The following is a 20,181-nucleotide window of genomic DNA, read 5'->3' on the forward strand; positions in this document are numbered from 1 at the left end:
CTGCGACCATGAGCGATGTTACGGATACCGCACGCTATCTCCGTCTCACGGTGGATCTCGTGGTTGAAGTCACCGATGTCGGCGCCCTTCAGGCCGCCGCGCTGAAGGAGATCCGCAGCCCGGAGTCCGACCTCGAGGAGTCCGAGCGCCAGGAGCAGATCGACCTGGTGAACGCGGACGAGACGGGCGCCGCCGCCCTGCAGTGGCTGATCGAGCCCGACCACGTGCTCAGTCTCGTCGAGCACATCGACGAGGTCGAGCCGCGTGAGGCGATGCTGGGTGTCGAGCCGTCAGACGGCGCCCTCGACGACGAAGAAGACGAAGAGCACGACCACGACCACGTGTGAGCCGCCACCTGTCAGACGGGCTCCAGCTTCCGGTGGGGCCCGTCGGGCAGGGTCACCCTGATCTCGTCTCCCGGGCGGATCTCGCCGCCCGTCACGACGACGCCCATGATCCCGGCCTTGCGCACGACCTCGCCGTCGGCGTCGCGGCCGAGCACCTCCTTCATGAGGCCCTGCTGGAACCCGTCGATCTGGGCGCACGGGTTGCGCAGGCCCGTCACCTCGACGACCGCCTCCGGGCCGAGGTGCAGCAGTGTGCCCGCGGGCAGGCCGAGCAGGTCGACGCCCCGTGTGGTGACGTTCTCGCCGATCTGGCCGGGCGCCACGGTGAAGCCCCGCTCCGCGAGTTCCTCGAAGAGTTCGGCGTGGATGAGGTGGACCTGGCGCAGGTTGGGGGCGCCGGGGGTGCGGGCCATCCGGCTGCGGTGGCGCACCGTCTCGCCGTAGTGGGCGTCGCCCTCGACGCCGAGCCCGGCGATCAGCCGGATGACGCCCTCGTTGGGCTTGCTGAAGGTGTACTGCGCCGATCTGCTGACCGCTTCGATGAAGCCCACCCGACATCCCCCCCTGGACGACCGTTACGGGACGATTGTCCCATTCCGCTACTTGTCGAGCATGACGTACACGCCCAGCAGGACGCCGGCGATCACGATCACGAAGCAGACGCCGCCCGCGACGCGGCCCACCGTCCGGCCCGAGGACAGGCCGATCAGGCCGACCGAGAACAGGGCGGCGATGCCGACGCCGCCGACGAGGGAGGCCACCATGACCCGCCACAGGGCGTCGGCGTCGATCCAGCTCATACCGGTGTCCCCACCCGGGTGGGCGTGCCCCTGCCGACCCATTCGTCGTTGACGTTCCCGGCGTTGACGGCCGTCTTCCTGGAGGCCAGGTAGAGCAGGGCGGCGAAGACCACGGCCGCCGTGAAGACCACGATCACGCCGAGGGCGCCGCCGATGAGCTGGGCCGTGCCGAAGGCGGTCGCGCCGACCAGGGCCGCCGCCGGGAGGGTGATCAGCCAGGCGACGCCCATGCGGGCCGCGACGCTCCAGCGGACCTGGGCGAGCCGTTTGCCGAGGCCGGCGCCGATCACCGAGCCGGTGCACACCTGGGTGGTGGAGAGGGGGAAGCCGAAGTGGGTGGAGGTCAGGATGACCGTCGCCGACGAGGTCTCGGCCGCGAAGCCCTGGGGGGTCTCGATCTCGGTCAGGCCCTTGCCGAGGGTGCGGATGACCCGCCAGCCGCCGATGTAGGTGCCGGCGGCGATGGCGGTGGCGCTGGACACGACCACCCAGAAGGGGGTGCCGGCGTGCTGGGTGATGGTGCCGTTGGCGATCAAGGCGAGGGTGATGATGCCCATCGTCTTCTGGGCGTCGTTGGTGCCGTGGGCGAGCGACACCAGGGAGGCCGAGCCGATCTGGCCGATCTTGAAGCCCCTGGTGCGGGTTCTCTCGCCGACCTGCCTGGTCATGACGTACACGAGGTAGGTGCCGACGGTGGCGACGACGATGGCGGCGAGCGGGGCGAGCACGGCCGGGACGATGACGTGGGAGACCAGGCCCTCACCCTTGATCGCCTTGATGCCCGAGGCGAGCAGGGTGGCGCCGACGACGCCGCCGATCAGGGCGTGCGAGGAGCTCGACGGGATGCCGTAGTACCAGGTGACCAGGTTCCAGGCGAGGCCGCCGACCAGCCCGGCGAAGACGACCGTGAGGGTGATCGCCCCGCTGTCGACGATGCCGTTGGCGATGGTGGCCGCCACCTTCAGCGAGAGGAAGGCGCCGACGAAGTTCAGCACCGCGGACAACGCGACCGCGACCTTGGGTTTGAGCGCTCCGGTGGCGATCGAGGTGGCCATCGCGTTCGCCGTGTCGTGGAAGCCGTTGGTGAAGTCGAACGAGAGTGCCGTGAGCACGACCACGATGAGGAGAACCAGGTCACCGTTCATATATCCCGACACTAGGGCGCGGTGCCCGTTGTGTGCCTTGAAATGGGTCAATGCCCGATATGGATTTGGGGTCAACCTCGCCAGATCGGTGAGGTGTAACCGAGGATCGGTGACGGCGCCCGCCAGGGCTCGTGCAGGGTGGCCGTCGGGACGTTCTCCAGCTCGGGCACGTAGCGGCGGATGTACTCGCCGTCCTTGTCGAACTTCTTGGCCTGGCGGACCGGGCTGAGCATCCGGTAGGGCCGGGTGTCGTTGCCGGTGCCGGCCACCCACTGCCAGTTGCCGTAGTTGTTGGCGACGTCCCCGTCGAGCAGCAGTTCCTCGAAGTGGTCGGCCCCCACGCGCCAGTCGATCCGCAACGTCTTGGTCAGGAACGAGGCGACGATCAGTCGGGCCCGGTTGTGCATCCACCCTTCGGCGATGAGCTGGCGCATCCCGGCGTCGACGACGGGCACGCCGGTCATGCCCTCGCGCCAGGCGTCCTCGGCCTCCTTGTCGTGGTGCCACTCGCCCCGGGCGGGCCGGTAGTCGTCGCGGTTGATGCGCGGGAAGGCGAAGGTCACCTGGGCGTAGAAGTCGCGCCAGCAGAGCTGCCGGACGAACTCCTCCGAGGCCCCCGACCGGGTGGCCAGCTCCAGCGGGGAGACGCAGCCGAACCGCAGGTAGGGGCTGAGCCGGGAGGTGTGGTCGCCGGCCAGGTCGTCGTGGCCGTCGGCGTAGTCGCGCAGGCAGTGGCGGAGCCAGAGGTCGAGGCGGCGGCGCACCTCGTGTTCGCCGCCGGGCAGGTGGGGCCTGCGATGGGGCGGGGGGATGTCGCCGGGCCGCACCTCGGGCATGGAGATCGTTTCGGGGGTCTCCACGAGCGGCCGCCAGCGGATCTCCGACCAGGCGCGGTAGAAGGGCGTGAAGACCCGGTAGTGGTCGCCCGTGGCGGGCTTGAGCTGGGCGGGCGGGACGATCGTGATGCCGGGGAAGGTCTGGAAGCCGATGTTCTCCCGCGCGAACCGGCCCTCCCGCTTCCTGGCGCGGGCGGTGACGTCGCCGCTGGCGTAGATCGCGGTGGCGCCGGTCTCCGCCGCCACCTTCATCGTCTCCTCGACCACGTCACCGCGCCGGACCACGAGGTCGGCGCCCCGCTCGCGCAGGGACCGGCGCAGGTCTTCGAGGCACTCGGCGAGGAAGCCGGCCCGGCCGCGCGGGGGGATGGCCGGGTCGATCACGAACAGCGGGACCACCTGGCGCGCGTCCTGGCAGGCCTGGTGCAGCGCAGGGTGATCGGTGATCCGCAGATCCCGGTTGAAGAGGACAATGATGACTTCCGGCACGACCATACTTTCGTGAACGCCATGTGACCGGTTGCATCCGATCGTCGACCCCCTGCGAAAGCACGGGTGAGGAGGTAGGGGACTGTGCCGGAACGGGAACCGACAGCCCCGAGCTACGGCATAGGCGCGGTGGCCCGGCGTTTCGGCCTGCCCGCCCCCACGCTCCGCACGTGGGACCAGCGCTACGGCCTGGGTCCCAGCCTGCGCACGGCGGGCGGCCACCGGCGCTACACCGAGCTCGACGTGCGCCGGATCGAGGAGATGCACCGCCTGGTGCGGGCCGGCGCACCGGCGGCCGAGGCGGCGGAGGTGGCCCTCAGGATCCTGCGGCCCGGCTCCGCGCCCAGACGCCCGGCGGCCGAGGCTCCGCGCGCGGACGAGAGCCGGTCGCCCGCCGGGTGGGACGAGCCCCTCTACTCCGTCACCCAGGTCGTGCGGGCCGCGCTCTCCCTCGACTCCTGGTTCGTCACCGCCGCCCTCGACAACTGGCTGCGTGAGCGGGGGGTCGCGCACACCTGGGACCACCTCGTCATCCCGGTCTTCGCCGCGATCTCGCGCCGCCAGGACGACACCGGCGCCGGGATCGACCTGGAGCACCTGTTCTCCGAACGGGTGCTGGCCGCCCTCGCGCCGCTGGTCGAGCGGCCCGCCGCGCCGGTCCATCCGCGCCCGGTCCTGCTGGCCTGCGCCGAGGAGGAGCAGCACAGCCTGCCCCTGTTCGCGCTGGCCGCCGCGCTGACCGTGGAGCACCGCGTGGAGTGCCGGGTCATGGGGGCCCGGATGCCCTACGACGCCCTCGCCGACGCCATCCGGCGGCTCGCCCCTGCCGCGGTGTTCCTGTGGTCCCACCAGGCCGGAACCGGCGATCCGGCGCCGCTGGCCGGGCTGCCCCGGCTGCGCCCCGCCGCCGCCGTCTTCGTGGGCGGGCCCGGGTGGGGTGATCTCCCCGCGGGTGTCGTCCACCTGCGATCTCTTGACGACGCCATCACGTCGATCTGCGCTGTCCTGCGCTGAGCAGGGCATATTCCCGTCGAACCACTTGCACCTCGCGCCCGACCGTGAGTAGGTTTTGAGTAGGTTCTCAAAGCGGGGAGGTCGCATGGACGGCGAGGAGATCGCGGTGACGGAGTGCTATCGGAGCCACGCGCCGCTGGTCCGCGGATACCTGCGGCATTTCGTCCCGCAGCAGGACGTCGAGGACGTGCTCCAGATCGTGTTCGGCGAGGTCTGGCGGTCGCGCCGGCGCTACGACCCGAGCCGGAGCCTCGAAGGCTGGGTGCTGGGCATCGCCCGCAACCGGGCCATCGACTACCTGCGGGCCCGCCACCCGGCGACGGTGCCGCTCGACGGGGTGCCCGAGCCGCGTGACCACGCCGACCCGGCCCGCCGGCTCGACGACCGCGACCAGGTGCGCCGCGCCCTGCGGCACCTGCCCGAGGTGCAGCGCGAGGCGATCACGCTGGCCTACTACGGCGACCTGACCCAGCGCGAGATCGCCGAACGCCTCGACGTGCCGCTGGGCACCGTCAAGGCCCGCACCGCGCGGGCGCTGCACAAGCTCTCCATCGTGCTGACCGATGTGCTGTCCGAGGCCGCATGAGACCCCGGGTCGGCGTGTCGAGTTGTCTCATCGGGGAGCCGGTCCGGTTCAACGGCGGGCACAGCCGCGACCGCTTCCTGGCCGGTGAGCTCGCCGACCACGTCGACTGGGTGCCGTTCTGCCCCGAGATCGAGGCGGGCCTGGGCACCCCGCGCGAGACGCTCCGCCTGGAGTCGCGCCCGGAGGAGGGCGAGCGGCTGATGCTGCGCAAGAGCCGCGTCGACCTGACCGCGACCATGCGCGAGGTGGCCGGCCGCCGGATCGCCACCCTCGAGGTCGACGGTTACGTCTTCAAGTCGAAGAGCCCGTCGTGCGGCATCCACGGCATCCCCGTGTACGAGGACGACCACCCCGTCCGCCGGACCAGGGGCGTCTTCGCCCAGCGTGTCATCGACGCCTACCCGCTGCTGCCCGTGGAGGACGAGGGCCGCCTCAACGACGCCGTGCTCCGCGAGCAGTTCGTCGAGCGGATCTTCGCGCACGCCCGCCTGCGTGTCCTGTTCGAGTCGGACTGGAGGCCGCGCGACCTGGTCGCCTTCCACTCGTGCCACAAGATGCAGCTGCTCGCCCACGACCCCGAGGGCTACCGGGCGGCCGGGCGGGTGGTCTCCCGGGCGGGCAGCGCCCCGAGGGAGGAGCTGGAGCGCGACTACACGGTCGCCTTCCAGGGCGCCCTGGCCCGCAAGGCCTCGATCGGCCGCAACGTCAACGCCCTGCACCACTGCCTGGGCATGGTCGGCCACGCGCTCGACGACGCCCGGCGGGCCGACCTGCGGGAGGTCATCGCGGCCTACCAGGAGCACCAGGTGGCGATCACCGTGCCGATGACCCTGCTGCTGCACCACGCCAAGGGCGAGGCCGCCGACTACGTGCGCGACCAGACCTTCTTCGCCCCGTTCCCGGCGGATCTGCGGCTCCGCAACCACATACCAAATTGAACCACTAGCGTTACTTTTGTCAGGGAATGCCGGATTTCATGGCCGACCTTCCCTTCCACGACCAGACCGACTTCGCCGACGCCGACCGGGGCTTCGCCGCCCGCCTCGATCCGGCCCTGATCAGGTCGGCCGACGGCCGGATCGTCTGGAACGCCGACGCCTACCGGTTCCTCGACCACGACACCCCCGGCTCCGCCGACCCGAGCCTGTGGCGGCAGAGCCGCCTGTGCGCCCGGCAGGGCCTGTACGAGGTGACCGACGGCGTCTGGCAGGTGCGCGGCCTCGACCTGTCCAACATGACCCTGATCGAGGGCGAACGCGGCGTGATCGTCGTCGACCCGCTGCTGTCCACCGAGTGCGCCGTGGCGGCCCTCGCGCTCTACCGGGGGTACCGGGGCCCCCGGCCGGTCACCGGTGTGATCTACACCCACTCCCACGCCGACCACTACGGCGGTGTACGCGGCGTCACCGACGGCGCCGGCATCCCGATCATCGCCCCGGCCGGTTTCCTGGAGCACGCCGTCGCCGAGAACGTCTACGCCGGCACCGCCATGGTCCGCCGCGGCGTCTACATGTACGGCCTGGCCCTCCCCATCTCCCCCGAGGGCCAGATCGGCTGCGGCCTGGGACTGACCGCCTCGCAGGGCACCGTCAGCCTGCTCCCCCCGACGGTCGACGTCACCACGACCGGCCAGCTCGAAACGGTCGACGGGGTCCGGATCGTCTTCCAGCTCACCCCCGGCACCGAGGCCCCGGCGGAGATGAACTTCCTGCTGCCCGAGAGGCACGCCCTGTGCCTGGCCGAGAACGCCACCCACACCCAGCACAACCTCGGCACGCTGCGCGGCGCCCAGGTCAGGGACGCCCGGTCGTGGTCGCGCTACCTCAACCAGGTGCTCGACCTGTTCGTCCCGCACGCCGAGGTCGCCTTCGCCTCCCACCACTGGCCGACCTGGGGCCGGGAACGGATCACGAAGTTCGTCCAGGACCAGAGAGACCTGTACACCTACCTCCACGACCAGACCCTGCGCCTGATCAACCAGGGCCTCACGGCGGCCGAGATCGCCGAGCGCATCGAGCTGCCGCCCGGCCTGGAGACGGCCTGGAACACCCGCGGCTACTACGGCTCGGCCAGCCACAACGTGAAGGCGATCTACCAGCGCTACCTCGGCTGGTTCGACGGCAACCCCGCCCACCTGTGGGAACACCCGCCGGTCGAGCAGTCACGACGCTACGTCGAGTGCCTCGGCGGCCCCTCGGCCACCGTCGCGATGGCCACCCGCTACATCCAGGACGGCGACCTGCGGTTCGCCGCCACCCTGCTCAACCACGCCGTCTTCGCCTCCCCCGGCCACGCCGAGGCCCGCCGGAGGCTGACCGAGGTCTACACCCGCCTGGGCCAGAGCGCCGAGAACGGGGTCTGGCGCAACTTCTACCTGACCGCCGCCCTGGAGCTCACCGCCCGCCGCACCTTCCCCTCCGGCGCCGACACCGCCGCCCCCGACGTGCTGACCGCGCTCACCCTCGACCAGCTCCTCGACGCGGTGGCGGTCCGGGTCAACGGCCCGAAGGCGTGGAACGAGAGCCTGTCGATCGACTGGAACCTCACCGACACCGGGGAGCTGCGCCGCACCACGTTGTCGAACGGAGCCCTGATCATCGGCCCCGGCGGCCCGGCCGACCTCAGCCTGCGCCTGACCAAACCGGAGTTCCTCGCGGTGCTGAACGGGCAGGAGCCGGGCGACCACGAAGGCGACCTGGGCGTGCTCACCCGGCTGCTGAACCTGCTCGACGACCCCGACCCCGGGTTCGCCATCGTCACACCTGATTGACATGCCCCGCCCCCGCAGGGAGGGGACCTCACGGTCACCCGTGAGGATTCCTGGTTCACCGCCAGTCGCCCGTCAGAGAGATCTCATCAAGGTCTTACACCGGCTCCGCAGGCGTTTCACCTCTCCGCAAGCCCTGCGGCGAGGATGTTTCGGGCGGCGTTGACGTCCCGGTCAAGGGATGCGCCGCACGCGCACGCCCATTCCCGGACGCTCAGCGGCAGGGAAGCAGCGCGAGCGCCACACGCCGAGCACAACTTGCTGGAAGGAAACCATCGGTCGACGACCAACAGCTCGCGCCCATACCAGGCCGCCTTGTAGGCCAGCATCGAACGCAGTTCCCGCCAGCTCGCGTCGCTGATGGCGCGGGCAAGGCACCGGTTCTTGACCATATCGCGAACAGCCAGATCTTCCACGGCGATCACTTGATTCTCGCGAACAAGCCGGGTCGTGATCTTATGCAGATGGTCTCGCCTGCGGTCGGTGATTCGAGCATGGATGCGGGCGACGACGAGCTTGGCTTTGGCCCGGTTGGCGCTGCCCTTGGTCTTGCGAGCAAGCTTTCGCTGAGCTCTGGCGAGTTTCCCCCGGTTGGCCCGCTCCTGCTTGGGGTTGAGCATCTTCTCCCCCGTGGACAGCGTCATCAGGGCGGTGATCCCCACGTCCACGCCGATCATGGCCTCCACCGGGGGCAGTGGAACGATCTTCTCCTCCACCAGGATGGACGCGTACCAGCGTCCTGCCGCATCTCTGGACACGGTGACCGTCGACGGTTGCGCCCCGTCGGGCAGAGCCCGCGACCAGACGATGTCCAGGGGCGCATCCATCTTGGCCAGAGTGAGCCGGCCCTCACGCCAGCGGAACGCCGAGCGGGTGTACTCAGCCGACGCCCGTGACTTCTTCCGCGACTTGAAAACCGGGTGCCGGGCCCGTCCGGCGAAGAAGTTGACGAACGCCGCCTGCAGATGCCGCAACGCCTGCTGTAGCGGCACGCATGACACCTCGTTGAGGAATTTAGCTCCGTCGTCCGCTTCCATGCCGTGAGCGCGGCCGAGGTCTGCCCATAGGAGACTCTCCGGCCCTCCTTGTAGGCACGGGTCCGCTCCTCCAACGCCTTGTTGTAAACCAGACGCACACAGCCGAACGTCCGCGACAGTTCCTCAGCCTGCCCGGGAGTCGGATAGAAGCGGTACTTGTAGGCCCTCTTCACGATCTGCGCCACAGCGCATAACCCAGGCCCAGACCGCTCAGGAATCGTACTGACGTTCGACTCTGTGACGCCAACTTTCTCAGGAGACCTGGATGATCGCCAGTGACAGCGGCGGCAGGTAGAGGTCCTGGCCGGTCAGGATGATCGCCTCGTCGGAGGCCAGCAGGATCCGGCCCGCGGGCACCCGGATCGGCACCGAGGTCTCCCCCAGGTTGGCCGCGACGCGGATCGAGCCGCGCTCGATCACCACCCAGTGGCGGTCGGCGTCGTAGTCGACCTTGACCAGCTCGAACCGGGGGTCGGCCAGATCGGGGTGGGACTTGCGCAATGCGATCAGGTCGCGATACCAGCCGAGCAGGGCGGCGTGTTCCTCTTCGGTGTTCTCGGCCCAGTCGAGTTTCGAGCGCCGGAACGTCAGTTCGTCCTGCGGATCGGGGGCCTTCCAGTCGTATCCGAAATCGACGAACTCCTTTTCCCGGCGTTCTCCCTCGGTCGAGGAAAGGGCCGGGTCGAAATGGTCGGTGAAGAAATAGAACGGCGTCGAGGCGCCCCATTCCTCGCCCATGAAGAGCATCGGAGTAAAGGGCGAGGTCAGCACGAGCCCCGACGCCACCCACAGCTGGTCGACGGTCATCCGGTCGCCGGCCGGGCGGTTGCCGATCTGGTCGTGGTTCTGCGCGCACACCACGAACCGCCATCCGGGCAGCCCGGTCGCCGGGCGGCCGTGGGACCGGCCACGGAACGACGAGAACGACCCGTCGTGGAAGTAGGCCGAGGTCAGCACCTTGGCCAACGAGGCGGGGCCGCCGAAGTCGGCGTAGTAGGCGTGGGTCTCCCCGGTCACGTTGGCGTGGACGGCGTGGTGGACGTCGTCGTTCCAGGTGGCGTGCAGGCCGTAGCGGGTGATCAGCCCGGGGTCGTTGAGGTCGGACTCGGCGATCAGCGTCAGCGGGCGGCCCTGGATGGCCGACAGCAGCTCGACCTCGACGGCCAGCTCCTCCAGGAAGTGGACGGCGCGCTTGTCGTGCAGGGCGTGCACGGCGTCGAGCCGCAAACCGTCGATGTGGTAGTCGCGCAGCCACTGGAGGGCGTTGCCGATGAAGTAGCGCCGCACCTCGTCGGAGCGCGGCCCGTCGAGGTTGACCGCGTCGCCCCAGTAGGAGCCCTTGTAGTCGTGTAAATAGGGCCCGAATTTGCCGAGGTAGTTGCCCGACGGGCCCAGGTGGTTGTAGACGACGTCGAGGATGACGCCGATGCCGTTCCGGTGGCAGGCGTCGACGAGGGTCTTCAGCCCGTCGGGGCCGCCGTAGTCCTCCCGCACCGCCCACAGGTCGACGCCGTCGTAGCCCCAGTTCCGCTTCCCCGGTACGGGCGCCACCGGCATGATCTCGATGAAGTCGACGCCCAGGTCGATCAGGTGGTCGAGCTTGGCCACGGCGGCCTCGAAGGTGCCCGCCGGGGTGAACGTGCCGATGTGCAGCTCGTAGATCACCGAGCCGCGCAGGTCGCGGCCGCGCCAGTTCTGGTCGCCCCACAGGAAGTGGTCGTGGTCGTAGGCCCGGCTCGGCCCTTCGACGCCGTAGGGCTGGCGGAGGGTGCGCGGGTCGGGGAAGGGCCCCTCGCCGTCGACGTACAGGGTGTAGTCGGTGCCGTGGGGCAGGTCGGGGCCGCGCCACCACTCGCCGTCGGCCGTCAGGTCGCGGCGGTCGCCGTCGCTCTCGATCTCGACCCGTTCTGCCGTGGGGGCCCACACCTCGAACATGTTTCAGCTGCCTTCCAGGACGGCGACGGGGAAACGGGAGAGCAGGTGGGCCAGGGGCACCCGGCCGGTGTGTTCGGCCCCGGTCAGCAGGCACCTCCATCGGCCGGGCGGCAACATGATCGTGTCGCCGCCGAACCCGCCACGCCGCTCCAGTGCGGCGGGCAGCCGCGTCGCCACGGCCACCGCCTTGTCACCGCGCGCGAAGGCGACGGCGTTACGCCCCGCCTCGATCGGAACATAGGGTTCATCCGCCGTGAACCGTTTTCTCACACGTAGGCAGGCGGTCACCGTCTGGAGTTTCTGCCCGTCCCAGGTGTCGTCGGGGTCGTCCAGCAGGGCGCGGCGGAAACCGTAGTCGACCGGCCTGCGGTTGTCGGGGTCGACGAGGGAGAAGTCGGTGGTCTCGTTGCCCTGGTAGAGGTCGGGCACGCCCGGCATCAGCAGCTGCACGACCTTCTGGCCCAGCGAGTTGGCGCGGGCGTAGCGGTCGACCACGGCGGTGAAGGAGGCCACAGAGAAGCCGCAGACCTCGACGGCCTTGCGGCAGAAGTCGCGCAGCCCGGCCTCGTAGACCGGGTCGGGTTTGATCCACGAGATCGAGGTCTTCGCCTCGCGGGCCGCCTTGAGCAGGTAGTTCGTGAACCTGTCGACGTCGATCGGCCAGGCCGCCATCAGCGACTGCCAGGCCAGGTAGTCGAGGGCCGGGTCGAACCTGACCTGGCCGCTCCACGACTCGACCGCGTCGGCCCACACGTCGGGCAGCTCCGACAACACGGCCAGCCGGGCCCGCACGTCCTCCGACCGCTTGGTGTCGTGGGTCGACAGGGTCGTCATGGTCGTGGGGGTCATCACGGCGCAGAAGGCGTGGAACTCCTCCGGGGTGACCGCGAAGTGGTCGGGCTCGCCGCCGACCTCGTTGAGGCAGGCCAGCGGGAACCAGCGGTAGAGGGCGGTGTCCTCGACGCCCTTCGCCATGACCGGGCCGCAGGTCTGCTGGAAGCGGGTCACGGCCTCGGCGGGGCCGTACAGGACCTGGTGGGCGACCCGGGCGACGGCGCCGGGGTCGGTGCGGCGGCCCGCCTCGGCGGCGGCCGTCTCGATGATCCGGACCGCCTCGGCCGACGGGGGCTCGCCGGGGTTCACGTAGGCGCGGTAGACGGGCATCGCGGCCAGCATCTCGACGAGCGCGTCGCGCAGGCCCGGCTCCCCCAGGGCGCTTTCGAGCCGGTCGACCTCGCCCTTGAAGAACAGCGACAACACGTGCTTCTTCGCCTCGTAGCGGACCGCGTCGTAGTCGGCGGAGACGCCGGTGCGCTGGGTGAAGGTTGTGATCAGCTTGTCGGCGCCGGCCGGGTCGACGAACAACCGGGTGATCGCGTTGAGCGCCTCGTAGCCGGTGGTGCCCTCGCAGGGCCAGTCGGCGGGCAGCCGCTCGCGGCCGATGACGATCTTCTCCACCCAGACCGGCACGTCGGTGAAGTCCCGGAGCCGCCGCAGGTAGCCGCGTGGATCGGCCAGGCCGTCGGGGTGGTCGACCCGCAGCCCGTCGATCACCCCTTCGTCGATCAGGTCGAGGGTGACCCGGTGGGTGGCCTCGAACACCTCGTTGTCCTCGACCCTGAGGCCGATCAGCGACGAGACGTCGAAGAACCGCCGGTAGCCCGGCGGTTCGGTCCACGGCACGAGCCGGTAGTGCTGGGCCGCGAGCAGTTCGTCGAGCGGCAACCCCTCGGTGCCGGGCCGCAGGGGGAACTCGTGGTCCCAGTAACGCAGCACGTCGCCGTCGACCGTGAACTCGGGGTTCTCGCCCAGCACCGGCAGCGCCACCGGGAAGGTCAGGTCGAACCAGGCGGCGTACGGCGACTCGGGCCCGAGCCGCAGCACCGACCAGAGCTGGGCGTTGCCCGACTCGGGCACCGGCACCGTCATGTGGTTGGGCACGATGTCGGCGACGATCCGGAACCCCTGCCCGGCCAGCTTCCGCAGGCCGTCGACGCCGCCGAACTCCGCGCGCACGCGCGAGTGGTCGGTGACGTCGTAGCCGTGTTGCGAACCGGCGACCGCCTGGAGCGTCGGCGACAGGTAGAGGCCGCCGACGCCGAGACGGCGCAGGTAACCGGTCAGCTCGGACAGCTCGCCGAAGCCGAATTCAGGCGTGAGCTGGACACGGTAGGTCGACGTCACGATTGGCCCCTTACCCCGCTCCTCAGCGGGCAGAAACGTCACAAGCGTCGCAGAACCCGCACGGATCGTCCCGCGACGGGCACCGCCTCACCGGCCCGGCACATCCGGGTGCCGGTCGCGATCGGCATGGCCGTGTCGAGCTCGGTCTCCCACATCTCGCCGTAGTCGTCGGGGATGGTGAACTCGATCGCCTCGTAGTGGGCGTTGAAGAGCAGCAGGAACGAGTCGTCGACGATCCGCCGGCCACGGCTGTCGGGCTCGGTGATCGCCTCGCCGTTCAGGAACACCGCCAGCGCCTTGGCGTAGCCGTTGTTCCAGTCCTGGTCGGTCATCTCGGTGCCCGAGGGGGTCAGCCACGCGATGTCCGAGAGCGAGTCGCCGGAGCCCCGGACCGGACGGCCGTAGAAGAACCGCCGCCGCCGGAACACGGGGTGTTCGCGGCGCAACTTGGAGACCCGCCGGGTGAAGTCGAGGAACAACCAGTTCTCGGTCCAGTCGACCCAGGCGATCTCGTTGTCCTGGCAGTAGGCGTTGTTGTTGCCGCCCTGCGTGCGGCCGAGCTCGTCGCCGTGCGAGAGCATCGGCACACCCTGCGACAGGAACAGCGTGGCCAGGAAGTTGCGCTTCTGCTGCTCGCGGAGCTGCGCGACCGGCCCGGTCGCGGGGCCCTCGACCCCGCAGTTCCACGACCGGTTGTCGTTCGCGCCGTCGCGGTTCTCCTCGCCGTTGGCCTCGTTGTGCTTGTCGTTGTACGAGACCAGGTCCTCCAGCGTGAACCCGTCGTGGCACGTGACGAAGTTGATCGAGGCCGCCGGGCGGCGGGAGTCGAGCTGGTAGAGGTCGCTCGACCCGGTGAGCCGGGAGGCGAACTCGGGCAGCCGGGCGGGCTCGCCCCGCCAGACGTCGCGGATGGTGTCGCGGTACTGCCCGTTCCACTCGGTCCAGCGGGCCGGGAAGTTGCCGACCTGGTAGCCGCCGGGACCGACGTCCCAGGGCTCGGCGATCAGCTTGACCTGCGACAACACCGGGTCCTGCTGGACGAGGTCGAAGAAGGCCGACAGCCGGTCGACGTCGTGCAGCTCCCGGGCCAGCGACGAGGCCAGGTCGAACCGGAACCCGTCGACGTGCATCTCGGTCACCCAGTAGCGCAGCGAGTCCATGATCAGCTGCAGCGCGTGGGGCGACCGCATGAGCAGGCTGTTGCCGGTGCCCGTGGTGTCCATGTAGTAGCGGTTGTCGCTCTCGACCAGCCGGTAGTAGTTGGCGTTGTCGATGCCCCGCATGCTGAGCGTCGGCCCGAGGTGGTTGCCCTCGGCCGTGTGGTTGTAGACGACGTCGAGGATGACCTCGATGCCGGCCTCGTGGAGGGCCTTGACCATGGCCTTGAACTCGAGCACCTGCCCGCCGCGCTGCCCCGAGGAGGAGTAGGCGTTGTGGGGGGCGAAGAACCCGATGGTGTTGTAGCCCCAGTAGTTGGACAGGCCGCGCTTCTCGAGGATGTGGTCGGTGACGAACTGGTGGATCGGCATGAGCTCGATCGCCGTGACCCCCAGTGAGGTCAGGTGGTCGATGATCGCCGGGTGGCCGATGGCGGCGTAGCTGCCCTTGATCCGGTCGGGCACCCCCGGGTGCCGGATCGTCAGGCCCTTGACGTGGGCCTCGTAGATGACCGTGTCGTGGTAGGGCGTCTGCGGCGGCCGGTCGTGCCCCCAGCCGAAGAACGGGTTGATGACGATGCTGCGCGGCACGTAGGGGGCCGAGTCGCTGTCGTCGCGGCTGCCCGGGTCGCCGAAGGTGTAGCCGTAGACCGCCTGGTCCCAGGTCACGGCGCCTTCGATGGCCTTGGCGTAGGGGTCGATCAGGAGTTTGCGCGGGTTGCAGCGCAGCCCCTGCTTGGGGTCGTAGGGGCCGTGGACGCGGTAGCCGTAGCGCTGCCCCGGCTGGATGCCCGGCAGGTAGCAGTGCCAGACGTGGCCCTCCACCTCGGAGAGGGTCACGCACTCCTCGTTGCCCTCGTCGTCGAACAGGCAGAGGTCCACCCGGTCGGCGACCTCGGAGAAGAGCGCGAAGTTGGTGCCCGCGCCGTCATATGTCGCGCCGAGGGGATAGGGATCCCCCGGCCAGATCTCTCGCATCTTCATATGCTCCATCGCGGGAACTCTCTTTGCCCGCATATCGCGAGTTACTCCCACGGGCCGGGAAAACCTCGGTTTCGTGGAGAAACGGACGCGTTACAAACCAGCAACAACCTGGCAGAACAATCTTGTATGGACAGTAGCGAGGTGCGCTTCCTTGAAGTCCACGGGTACAGGCGGGCCTACCGGATAGCCGGGGCGGGACCGCCTCTGCTGCTGATCCACGGCATCGCCGACAGCTCCGAGACGTGGAAGCCCGTCATCGACATGCTGGCCGAGCACCACACCGTGATCGCCCCCGACCTCCTCGGCCACGGCGAGTCCGACCGCCCCCGCGCCGACTACTCGGTGGCCGCCTACGCCTGCGGCATGCGCGACCTGCTCGGCGTGCTGGGCGTGGACGAGGTGACCGTGGTCGGCCACTCCCTCGGCGGCGGCATCGCGATGCAGTTCGCCTACCAGTTCCCCGAACGCTGCGAGCGCATGGTCCTGGTGAGCAGCGGCGGCGTCGGCCGCGAGGTCCATCCCCTGCTCCGCCTGGCCACCGGCCCGCTCGCCGCCGAGACCGGCCTGGCCGTCGCCACCTCGGCCCCGGTCCAGCGGCTGGTCCGCCTCGCCGCGCCGCTGCTGAAGCGGGGCCTGCGGATGGGCCCCGACTTCGACCACGTGCTGGCCCGCTACCAGGGGCTGACCAGCATGACGGCCCGTCAGGCGTTCATGCGCACGCTGCGGGCGGGCGTCGACATGCGCGGCCAGGTGATCACCATGCTCGACCGCTGCTACCTGACGGCCGGCATGCCCACCCTGATCATCTGGGGCGCCAACGACACGGTGATCCCGGCCACCCACGCGACCGTCGCCCACCAGGCCATGCCCGGCAGCCGGCTGGCCGTCTTCCCCCAGACCGGCCACTTCCCCCACCACGACCAGCCCGAGCGCTTCGTCGAGACCGTCGTCGACTTCGTCAAGGCGACCCACCCCCAGAGATACGACCAGGAGAAGTGGCGCGAGTTCCTCCGGACCGGCCACACCTTCCCCCCGGAGACCTCCAGCGGCAGCTAGCGCAGCACGTCGAAGGCGAGCCTGACCCGCCGCCCGGTGATCGTCGGGCCGTGGGCCGTCGCGAGGGCGGTCACCTCCATGGCGGCGAGCTGGTCGAGGTACCCGCCGAAGACCACCGGGTCGAGCCAGGCCCGCCAGGGGCTCAGGCCGGTCGCGAAGCGGTCGACCGCCTCCAGGTGCTCGTCGGCGGGCAGGTCGGCGGCGTCGGCCGTGGGGTGGGGCACCACCGCGCCGAAGCAGTCGGCCGACCAGTAGACGCCGGTGCGGCCGTCGTAGAGGCCCAGGGTGGCGGAGGCGTCGAAGAGGGGCGGGCGGACGGCCGTCAACGTGCGGCCGGCGACCGTCCAGGCCTCGCCGTCGCGGATGTGGCGGATCCGGCGGCGCGGGTCGAGCGGCGGGTGGCGCAGGCGGCCGGTCACCAAGGTGGCGCGGGGGCAGGTCTCCAGTGCGGCGGTCAGGTTGCCCACGTGGTCGGCGTCGTCGTGGCTGACGAAGATCCAGCGGACGTCCGCCGGGTCGACCACGGAGAACACGTCCTCGCGCCACTGGTCGCGGTGGACGGCCGAGCCGGTGTCCACCAGCACCGGCTCCCGGCCCGTGATCACCATGGTGTTGACGAAGCCGAACCCGTCGGCGGCCGGGACGAGGCGTGGGACCAGCACGGTGTCGGGGGCGATGCGATGCGGTTCGAGCATGCGGTCCAGCGTCGCGGCTCCGGCTTGGCCGTTTCTTGCCGGGCACTTGGCCGCCGGGCCGCTCAGTGCGGCATGCCGGCCCTCCGGGCGAACTCCTCGGCCGATTTACGCAGCGCGGAGGAGTCACGGCCCAGCACGTCGGCCAGGCGGGCCAGGCAGCGGTCGGCCACCGCCCAGCCGAGCACACGCCCGGCGCAGACCTCCAGATGGGGGTAGAGGGCCCGCGCCGCCTCCCGGTCGTCGAAGGCCACGATGAGCTCGGTGAGCAGGTCGGGCACGATCCGGTAGGCGAGGTCGCCGACCATCACGGCGAAGCCGTCGCGCGACAGGGCGGCGAAGATCTCCCTCGACTCCTCCTCCCGGCCGACGTCGAGCAGGAGGGCGCAGCGCAGGACCGTCCACATCTGCTCCCGGTGCTCGATCTCCAGGGCCGCCGCCGAGTCGCCCTCGGCGCGCAGCCGCAGGGCGCGCATCAGGTCGGCGCGTGACTTCGGGCCCCGGCCGCCCTCCGGGTGGGCGCGGGCGGCCTCCGCCGCCTCGGCCTCGGCCCCGGCCAGGTCTCCGAGCATGTAGGCCCTGATCGCCGCCTGCCAGGCCGCCAGGCCCACGAGGGCGGGACGGCGCAGCTCCGCGGCGGTCCGGCGCAACCAGTCGAGGATCGGCCGGCCCTCGTCGAAGCGTCCCTGGGTGAACAGCTCGACGTACCAGGCCTCCTGGACCAGCCACTCGTCGACCAGGTCGACGCCGACGCCGCGCATGCGGGCCAGCAGCGCCGCGCGCTCCTCGACGGGGGCGACGCCCCGCGAGAGGAGTTCGGCCGCGCTCAGCGCCCGCAGCAGCGAGCGGTCGTCGGCGGCCTCCTCGATGGCCTGGGCTGCCAGCGCTCGGCTGGCGTCCATCGGGCGGGTGAAGGCGCCGATGATCGCCGAGGCCGACAGCAGCATGGAGCGCCAGCGCGCGCCCGCCCCGCTCAGGGCCCGGTCGATCCGCTCGACCAGGACGGCGGTGGCGTTCAGCTCCTCGTACATGGCCCAGACCAGCGGGTCGGAGAAGCCCAGCGCCGCGCGGGCGAGGCGTTCGCCGTCGCCCAGCTCGTCGGCGACCGCGACGGCCTCGTCCAGAACCGGGTGGACGCGGGAGTTGAGCCCCGCCACGGTCAGCGCCTCGGCCAGCTCGATCAGCAGGTCGCACCGGAGCGCCAGGTCGGTGACGGGCAGCTGGCCCGTGAGGGCCACGGCGTGCTCCAGGTGGACGGCGGCGTCCTCGTGGGCGAACTGGCCGGCGGCGTGCCGGGCGGCGGCGCGGGCGTAGGTGATGGCCTTGGCCGCCATCCCCGAGATGACCAGGCCCTCGCGGTAGTGGTAGGCCAGCTCCCCCGGCTGGGTGCCCCGGCCCTCCAGCACGGCCGCGACCCGGGCGTGCATCCGGCGGCGGCGCAGCGGGGCCAGGCCGTCGCGCAGCACGTCGCGCACGATGTCGTGGCTGAACGAGTAGGTCAGCGACCGCTCGGTCAGCAGCCGGGCCTGGACCGCCGCGTCGAGCACGTCGAGCACCTGATCCTGGGGCAGGTCGAGCACGTCGAGCAGCACGCCCAGCTCGGTCTCCCGGCCGATCAGCGCGGCGGCGCTCAGCACGTCGTGGGCCCCCGGCGGCAGGGCGGCCAGGCGTCCGCGCAGCACCTCGGCCATCGCGCCCGGGGAGTCGCCCAGGCCGAGGAAGAAGGGGTTGCCGCCGGTCCGGCGCAGCTCCACCCCGGCGCGCAGCGGGTCGCCGCCGGAGCGGGCCAGGTACTCGGCCACCGCGTCCTCGGGCAGCCCGCCCAGGGTCACGCCCTCGACGTGGGGCAGGCGGCGCAGCGCCGCCAGCGCGCGGGCCAGCGGCTCGCCGACCTCGGTGTCCCGGTAGGTCGCCAGCACGGTCAGCCCCGGGCACGACCGGGTGGTGGCCAGGAAGTCGAGCAGGCGCAACGAGGCGGCGTCGGCCCACTGGAGGTCGTCGAGCACGACCACCGCCGGGCCGGCCGCGTTGACCAGGCGGGCGACGGCCTCGTACATGGGGAACTCGCCGGTGGCGGCGGTGATCTCGGCGAGTTCGCCGTCGCGGCCGGTCAGTTCGCGCAGCGCCGTCACCCACGGCCAGAACGGCGGCGCGGCGCCGCCGTCCCAGCACCGCCCGACGACCGCCCGCGCGCCGGTCGCCCGGTGGGCGGCGGCCTCCACCAGGCTCGTCTTGCCGATGCCGGGCTCCCCGGCGACCAGCACGATCCGGTGCCCCGGCGCCTCGACGGCGGCGGCCAGCCGGGCCAGCTCGGCCGAGCGGCCCAGGATCTCCGCCTCCGGGGGCGGCGCGACCAGGCGTACTGGGACCGACGGGGCGAGCGCGGCGTCCTGCGCGAGGATGCGCGCCTCCAGCTCGCGGGTGCGCGGCTCGGGGTCGAGGCCGAGCTCGTCGACGAGCAGCCGCCGCCCCTCGGCGAGCAGGGCGAGCGCGTCGGCCTGGCGTCCGGCCTGGTAGAGGGCGTGCGCGGCGTGTCTTCTGACCCGTTCCCTCGTCGGGTACGCCGCCACCAGCCGCACCAGCTCCGGCACCAGCTCCGAACCCCGGCCGAGCGCGAGGTCGGCCTCGTTGGCCTCCTCGACGACGGTCAGCCGCAGCTCGTCGAGCGCGACGCGCTCCTCACGCGCCCAGGGGAGGTTCTCGAACCCGGTCAGCGCGTCGCCGCGCCACTCGCTGAGGGCCAGCCGGAACTCCCGGGCCGCCTTCCCGGCGTCTCCGGCCGCGAGCAGCCGCCGCCCCTCGTCGACCCGCCCGGCCACCCGGCGCAGGTCGACGTCGCCGTCGGCGATGTCGAGGGCGTAGCCGCCGGCCCGCCCCACCAGCACGGCCGCGGCCCCCCGGCGCGACCGGCCCGGTTCGAGCACCCGCCGCAGCTTGGAGATGTACGCCTGGACGGTGTTGACCGCGCTGGCCGGCGGCTCCTCGTCCCACAGGGCGTCGATGATGCGCGTCACGGTCACCGGACGGGGTGAGGCCAGCAGGCAGAGCGCCAGCACCGAACGCTGTTGGAGCGGTCCGATGTCAAGGGCGGCGCCGTCCGCGCCGATCACCGTGATGGGCCCGAGCACCCGGAATTCCATTGGGGGATGCTA

General features: G+C 71.0%; 15 protein-coding genes and 1 pseudogene. 6 read left to right on the forward strand and 10 right to left on the reverse strand.

Annotated elements, in window-relative coordinates; translation table 11 throughout:
- Nucleotides 1–59: 59 nt before the first annotated feature.
- On the forward strand, nucleotides 60–347 hold the full coding sequence (locus QSK34_RS30870; RefSeq protein WP_232327006.1) for a hypothetical protein: 288 nt from the start codon (nucleotides 60–62) through the stop codon (nucleotides 345–347).
- An 11-nt stretch (nucleotides 348–358) separates the two neighbouring features.
- On the opposite strand, the gene QSK34_RS30875 is transcribed toward QSK34_RS30870, so the two are convergent.
- The 4 genes from QSK34_RS30875 to QSK34_RS30890 all read right to left on the reverse strand — a co-directional run bounded on the left by QSK34_RS30875 (nucleotide 359) and on the right by QSK34_RS30890 (nucleotide 3,623).
- Nucleotides 359–898, reverse strand: coding sequence for an MOSC domain-containing protein (locus QSK34_RS30875; protein ID WP_285589248.1), 540 nt, complete (start codon nucleotides 896–898; stop codon nucleotides 359–361).
- 48 nt (nucleotides 899–946) lie between these two features.
- Complete coding sequence (locus QSK34_RS30880) at nucleotides 947–1,147, reverse strand: hypothetical protein (protein ID WP_285589250.1); 201 nt, start codon at nucleotides 1,145–1,147, stop codon at nucleotides 947–949.
- Nucleotides 1,144–2,292: an inorganic phosphate transporter gene (locus QSK34_RS30885; protein ID WP_285589252.1), complete on the reverse strand. Its 1,149-nt coding sequence runs from the start codon at nucleotides 2,290–2,292 to the stop codon at nucleotides 1,144–1,146. Before QSK34_RS30885 ends, QSK34_RS30880 begins: the two co-directional genes overlap by 4 nt.
- A 71-nt stretch (nucleotides 2,293–2,363) precedes the next feature.
- Complete coding sequence (locus QSK34_RS30890) at nucleotides 2,364–3,623, reverse strand: cryptochrome/photolyase family protein (RefSeq protein WP_502875553.1); 1,260 nt, start codon at nucleotides 3,621–3,623, stop codon at nucleotides 2,364–2,366.
- Between the two features lie 78 nt (nucleotides 3,624–3,701).
- Here QSK34_RS30890 and QSK34_RS30895 point away from each other — a divergent pair, with 78 nt between their 5' ends.
- The 4 genes from QSK34_RS30895 to QSK34_RS30910 all read left to right on the forward strand — a co-directional run bounded on the left by QSK34_RS30895 (nucleotide 3,702) and on the right by QSK34_RS30910 (nucleotide 7,987).
- Nucleotides 3,702–4,631: a MerR family transcriptional regulator gene (locus QSK34_RS30895; RefSeq protein ID WP_285589256.1), complete on the forward strand. Its 930-nt coding sequence runs from the start codon at nucleotides 3,702–3,704 to the stop codon at nucleotides 4,629–4,631.
- An 85-nt stretch (nucleotides 4,632–4,716) separates the two neighbouring features.
- Nucleotides 4,717–5,217, forward strand: a complete 501-nt coding sequence (locus QSK34_RS30900) for an RNA polymerase sigma factor (RefSeq protein WP_285589258.1) — start codon at nucleotides 4,717–4,719, stop codon at nucleotides 5,215–5,217.
- The gene (locus QSK34_RS30905) at nucleotides 5,214–6,155 is read left to right on the forward strand and encodes a YbgA family protein (protein WP_285589260.1); all 942 of its coding nucleotides are present in this window, start codon (nucleotides 5,214–5,216) and stop codon (nucleotides 6,153–6,155) included. Before QSK34_RS30900 ends, QSK34_RS30905 begins: the two co-directional genes overlap by 4 nt.
- A gap of 38 nt (nucleotides 6,156–6,193) precedes the next feature.
- Nucleotides 6,194–7,987, forward strand: a complete 1,794-nt coding sequence (locus QSK34_RS30910) for an alkyl/aryl-sulfatase (RefSeq protein ID WP_285589262.1) — start codon at nucleotides 6,194–6,196, stop codon at nucleotides 7,985–7,987.
- Between the two features lie 116 nt (nucleotides 7,988–8,103).
- On the opposite strand, the pseudogene QSK34_RS30915 reads toward QSK34_RS30910, so the two are convergent.
- The 4 genes and pseudogenes from QSK34_RS30915 to glgX all read right to left on the reverse strand — a co-directional run bounded on the left by QSK34_RS30915 (nucleotide 8,104) and on the right by glgX (nucleotide 15,275).
- Nucleotides 8,104–9,206 (reverse strand): annotated as a pseudogene (locus QSK34_RS30915) (RNA-guided endonuclease InsQ/TnpB family protein).
- 67 nt (nucleotides 9,207–9,273) lie between these two features.
- Nucleotides 9,274–10,956 (reverse strand): malto-oligosyltrehalose trehalohydrolase, encoded by a 1,683-nt coding sequence (treZ, locus tag QSK34_RS30920; protein ID WP_285589264.1) that lies wholly within the window; start codon nucleotides 10,954–10,956, stop codon nucleotides 9,274–9,276.
- Nucleotides 10,957–10,959: 3 nt separating this feature from the next.
- Nucleotides 10,960–13,140, reverse strand: coding sequence for a malto-oligosyltrehalose synthase (treY, locus tag QSK34_RS30925; RefSeq protein ID WP_285589266.1), 2,181 nt, complete (start codon nucleotides 13,138–13,140; stop codon nucleotides 10,960–10,962).
- 38 nt (nucleotides 13,141–13,178) lie between these two features.
- On the reverse strand, nucleotides 13,179–15,275 hold the full coding sequence (gene glgX / locus QSK34_RS30930; RefSeq protein WP_285589268.1) for a glycogen debranching protein GlgX: 2,097 nt from the start codon (nucleotides 15,273–15,275) through the stop codon (nucleotides 13,179–13,181).
- A gap of 147 nt (nucleotides 15,276–15,422) precedes the next feature.
- Between glgX and QSK34_RS30935 the strand changes: the two genes are divergently transcribed.
- The gene (locus QSK34_RS30935; protein ID WP_285589270.1) at nucleotides 15,423–16,337 is read left to right on the forward strand and encodes an alpha/beta fold hydrolase; all 915 of its coding nucleotides are present in this window, start codon (nucleotides 15,423–15,425) and stop codon (nucleotides 16,335–16,337) included.
- On the opposite strand, the gene QSK34_RS30940 is transcribed toward QSK34_RS30935, so the two are convergent.
- Together QSK34_RS30940 and QSK34_RS30945 are read right to left on the reverse strand one after the other, a co-directional pair.
- Nucleotides 16,334–17,032: an oxygen-binding di-iron domain-containing protein gene (locus QSK34_RS30940; protein ID WP_161481417.1), complete on the reverse strand. Its 699-nt coding sequence runs from the start codon at nucleotides 17,030–17,032 to the stop codon at nucleotides 16,334–16,336. The two genes, QSK34_RS30935 and QSK34_RS30940, sit on opposite strands and share 4 nt — an antisense overlap.
- A gap of 62 nt (nucleotides 17,033–17,094) precedes the next feature.
- Nucleotides 17,095–20,169, reverse strand: coding sequence for an ATP-binding protein (locus tag QSK34_RS30945; protein WP_285589272.1), 3,075 nt, complete (start codon nucleotides 20,167–20,169; stop codon nucleotides 17,095–17,097).
- Nucleotides 20,170–20,181: the final 12 nt, after the last annotated feature.

It is taken from the genome of Herbidospora sp. NBRC 101105, from assembly GCF_030269205.1.
Taxonomy (GTDB): domain Bacteria; phylum Actinomycetota; class Actinomycetes; order Streptosporangiales; family Streptosporangiaceae; genus Herbidospora; species Herbidospora solisilvae.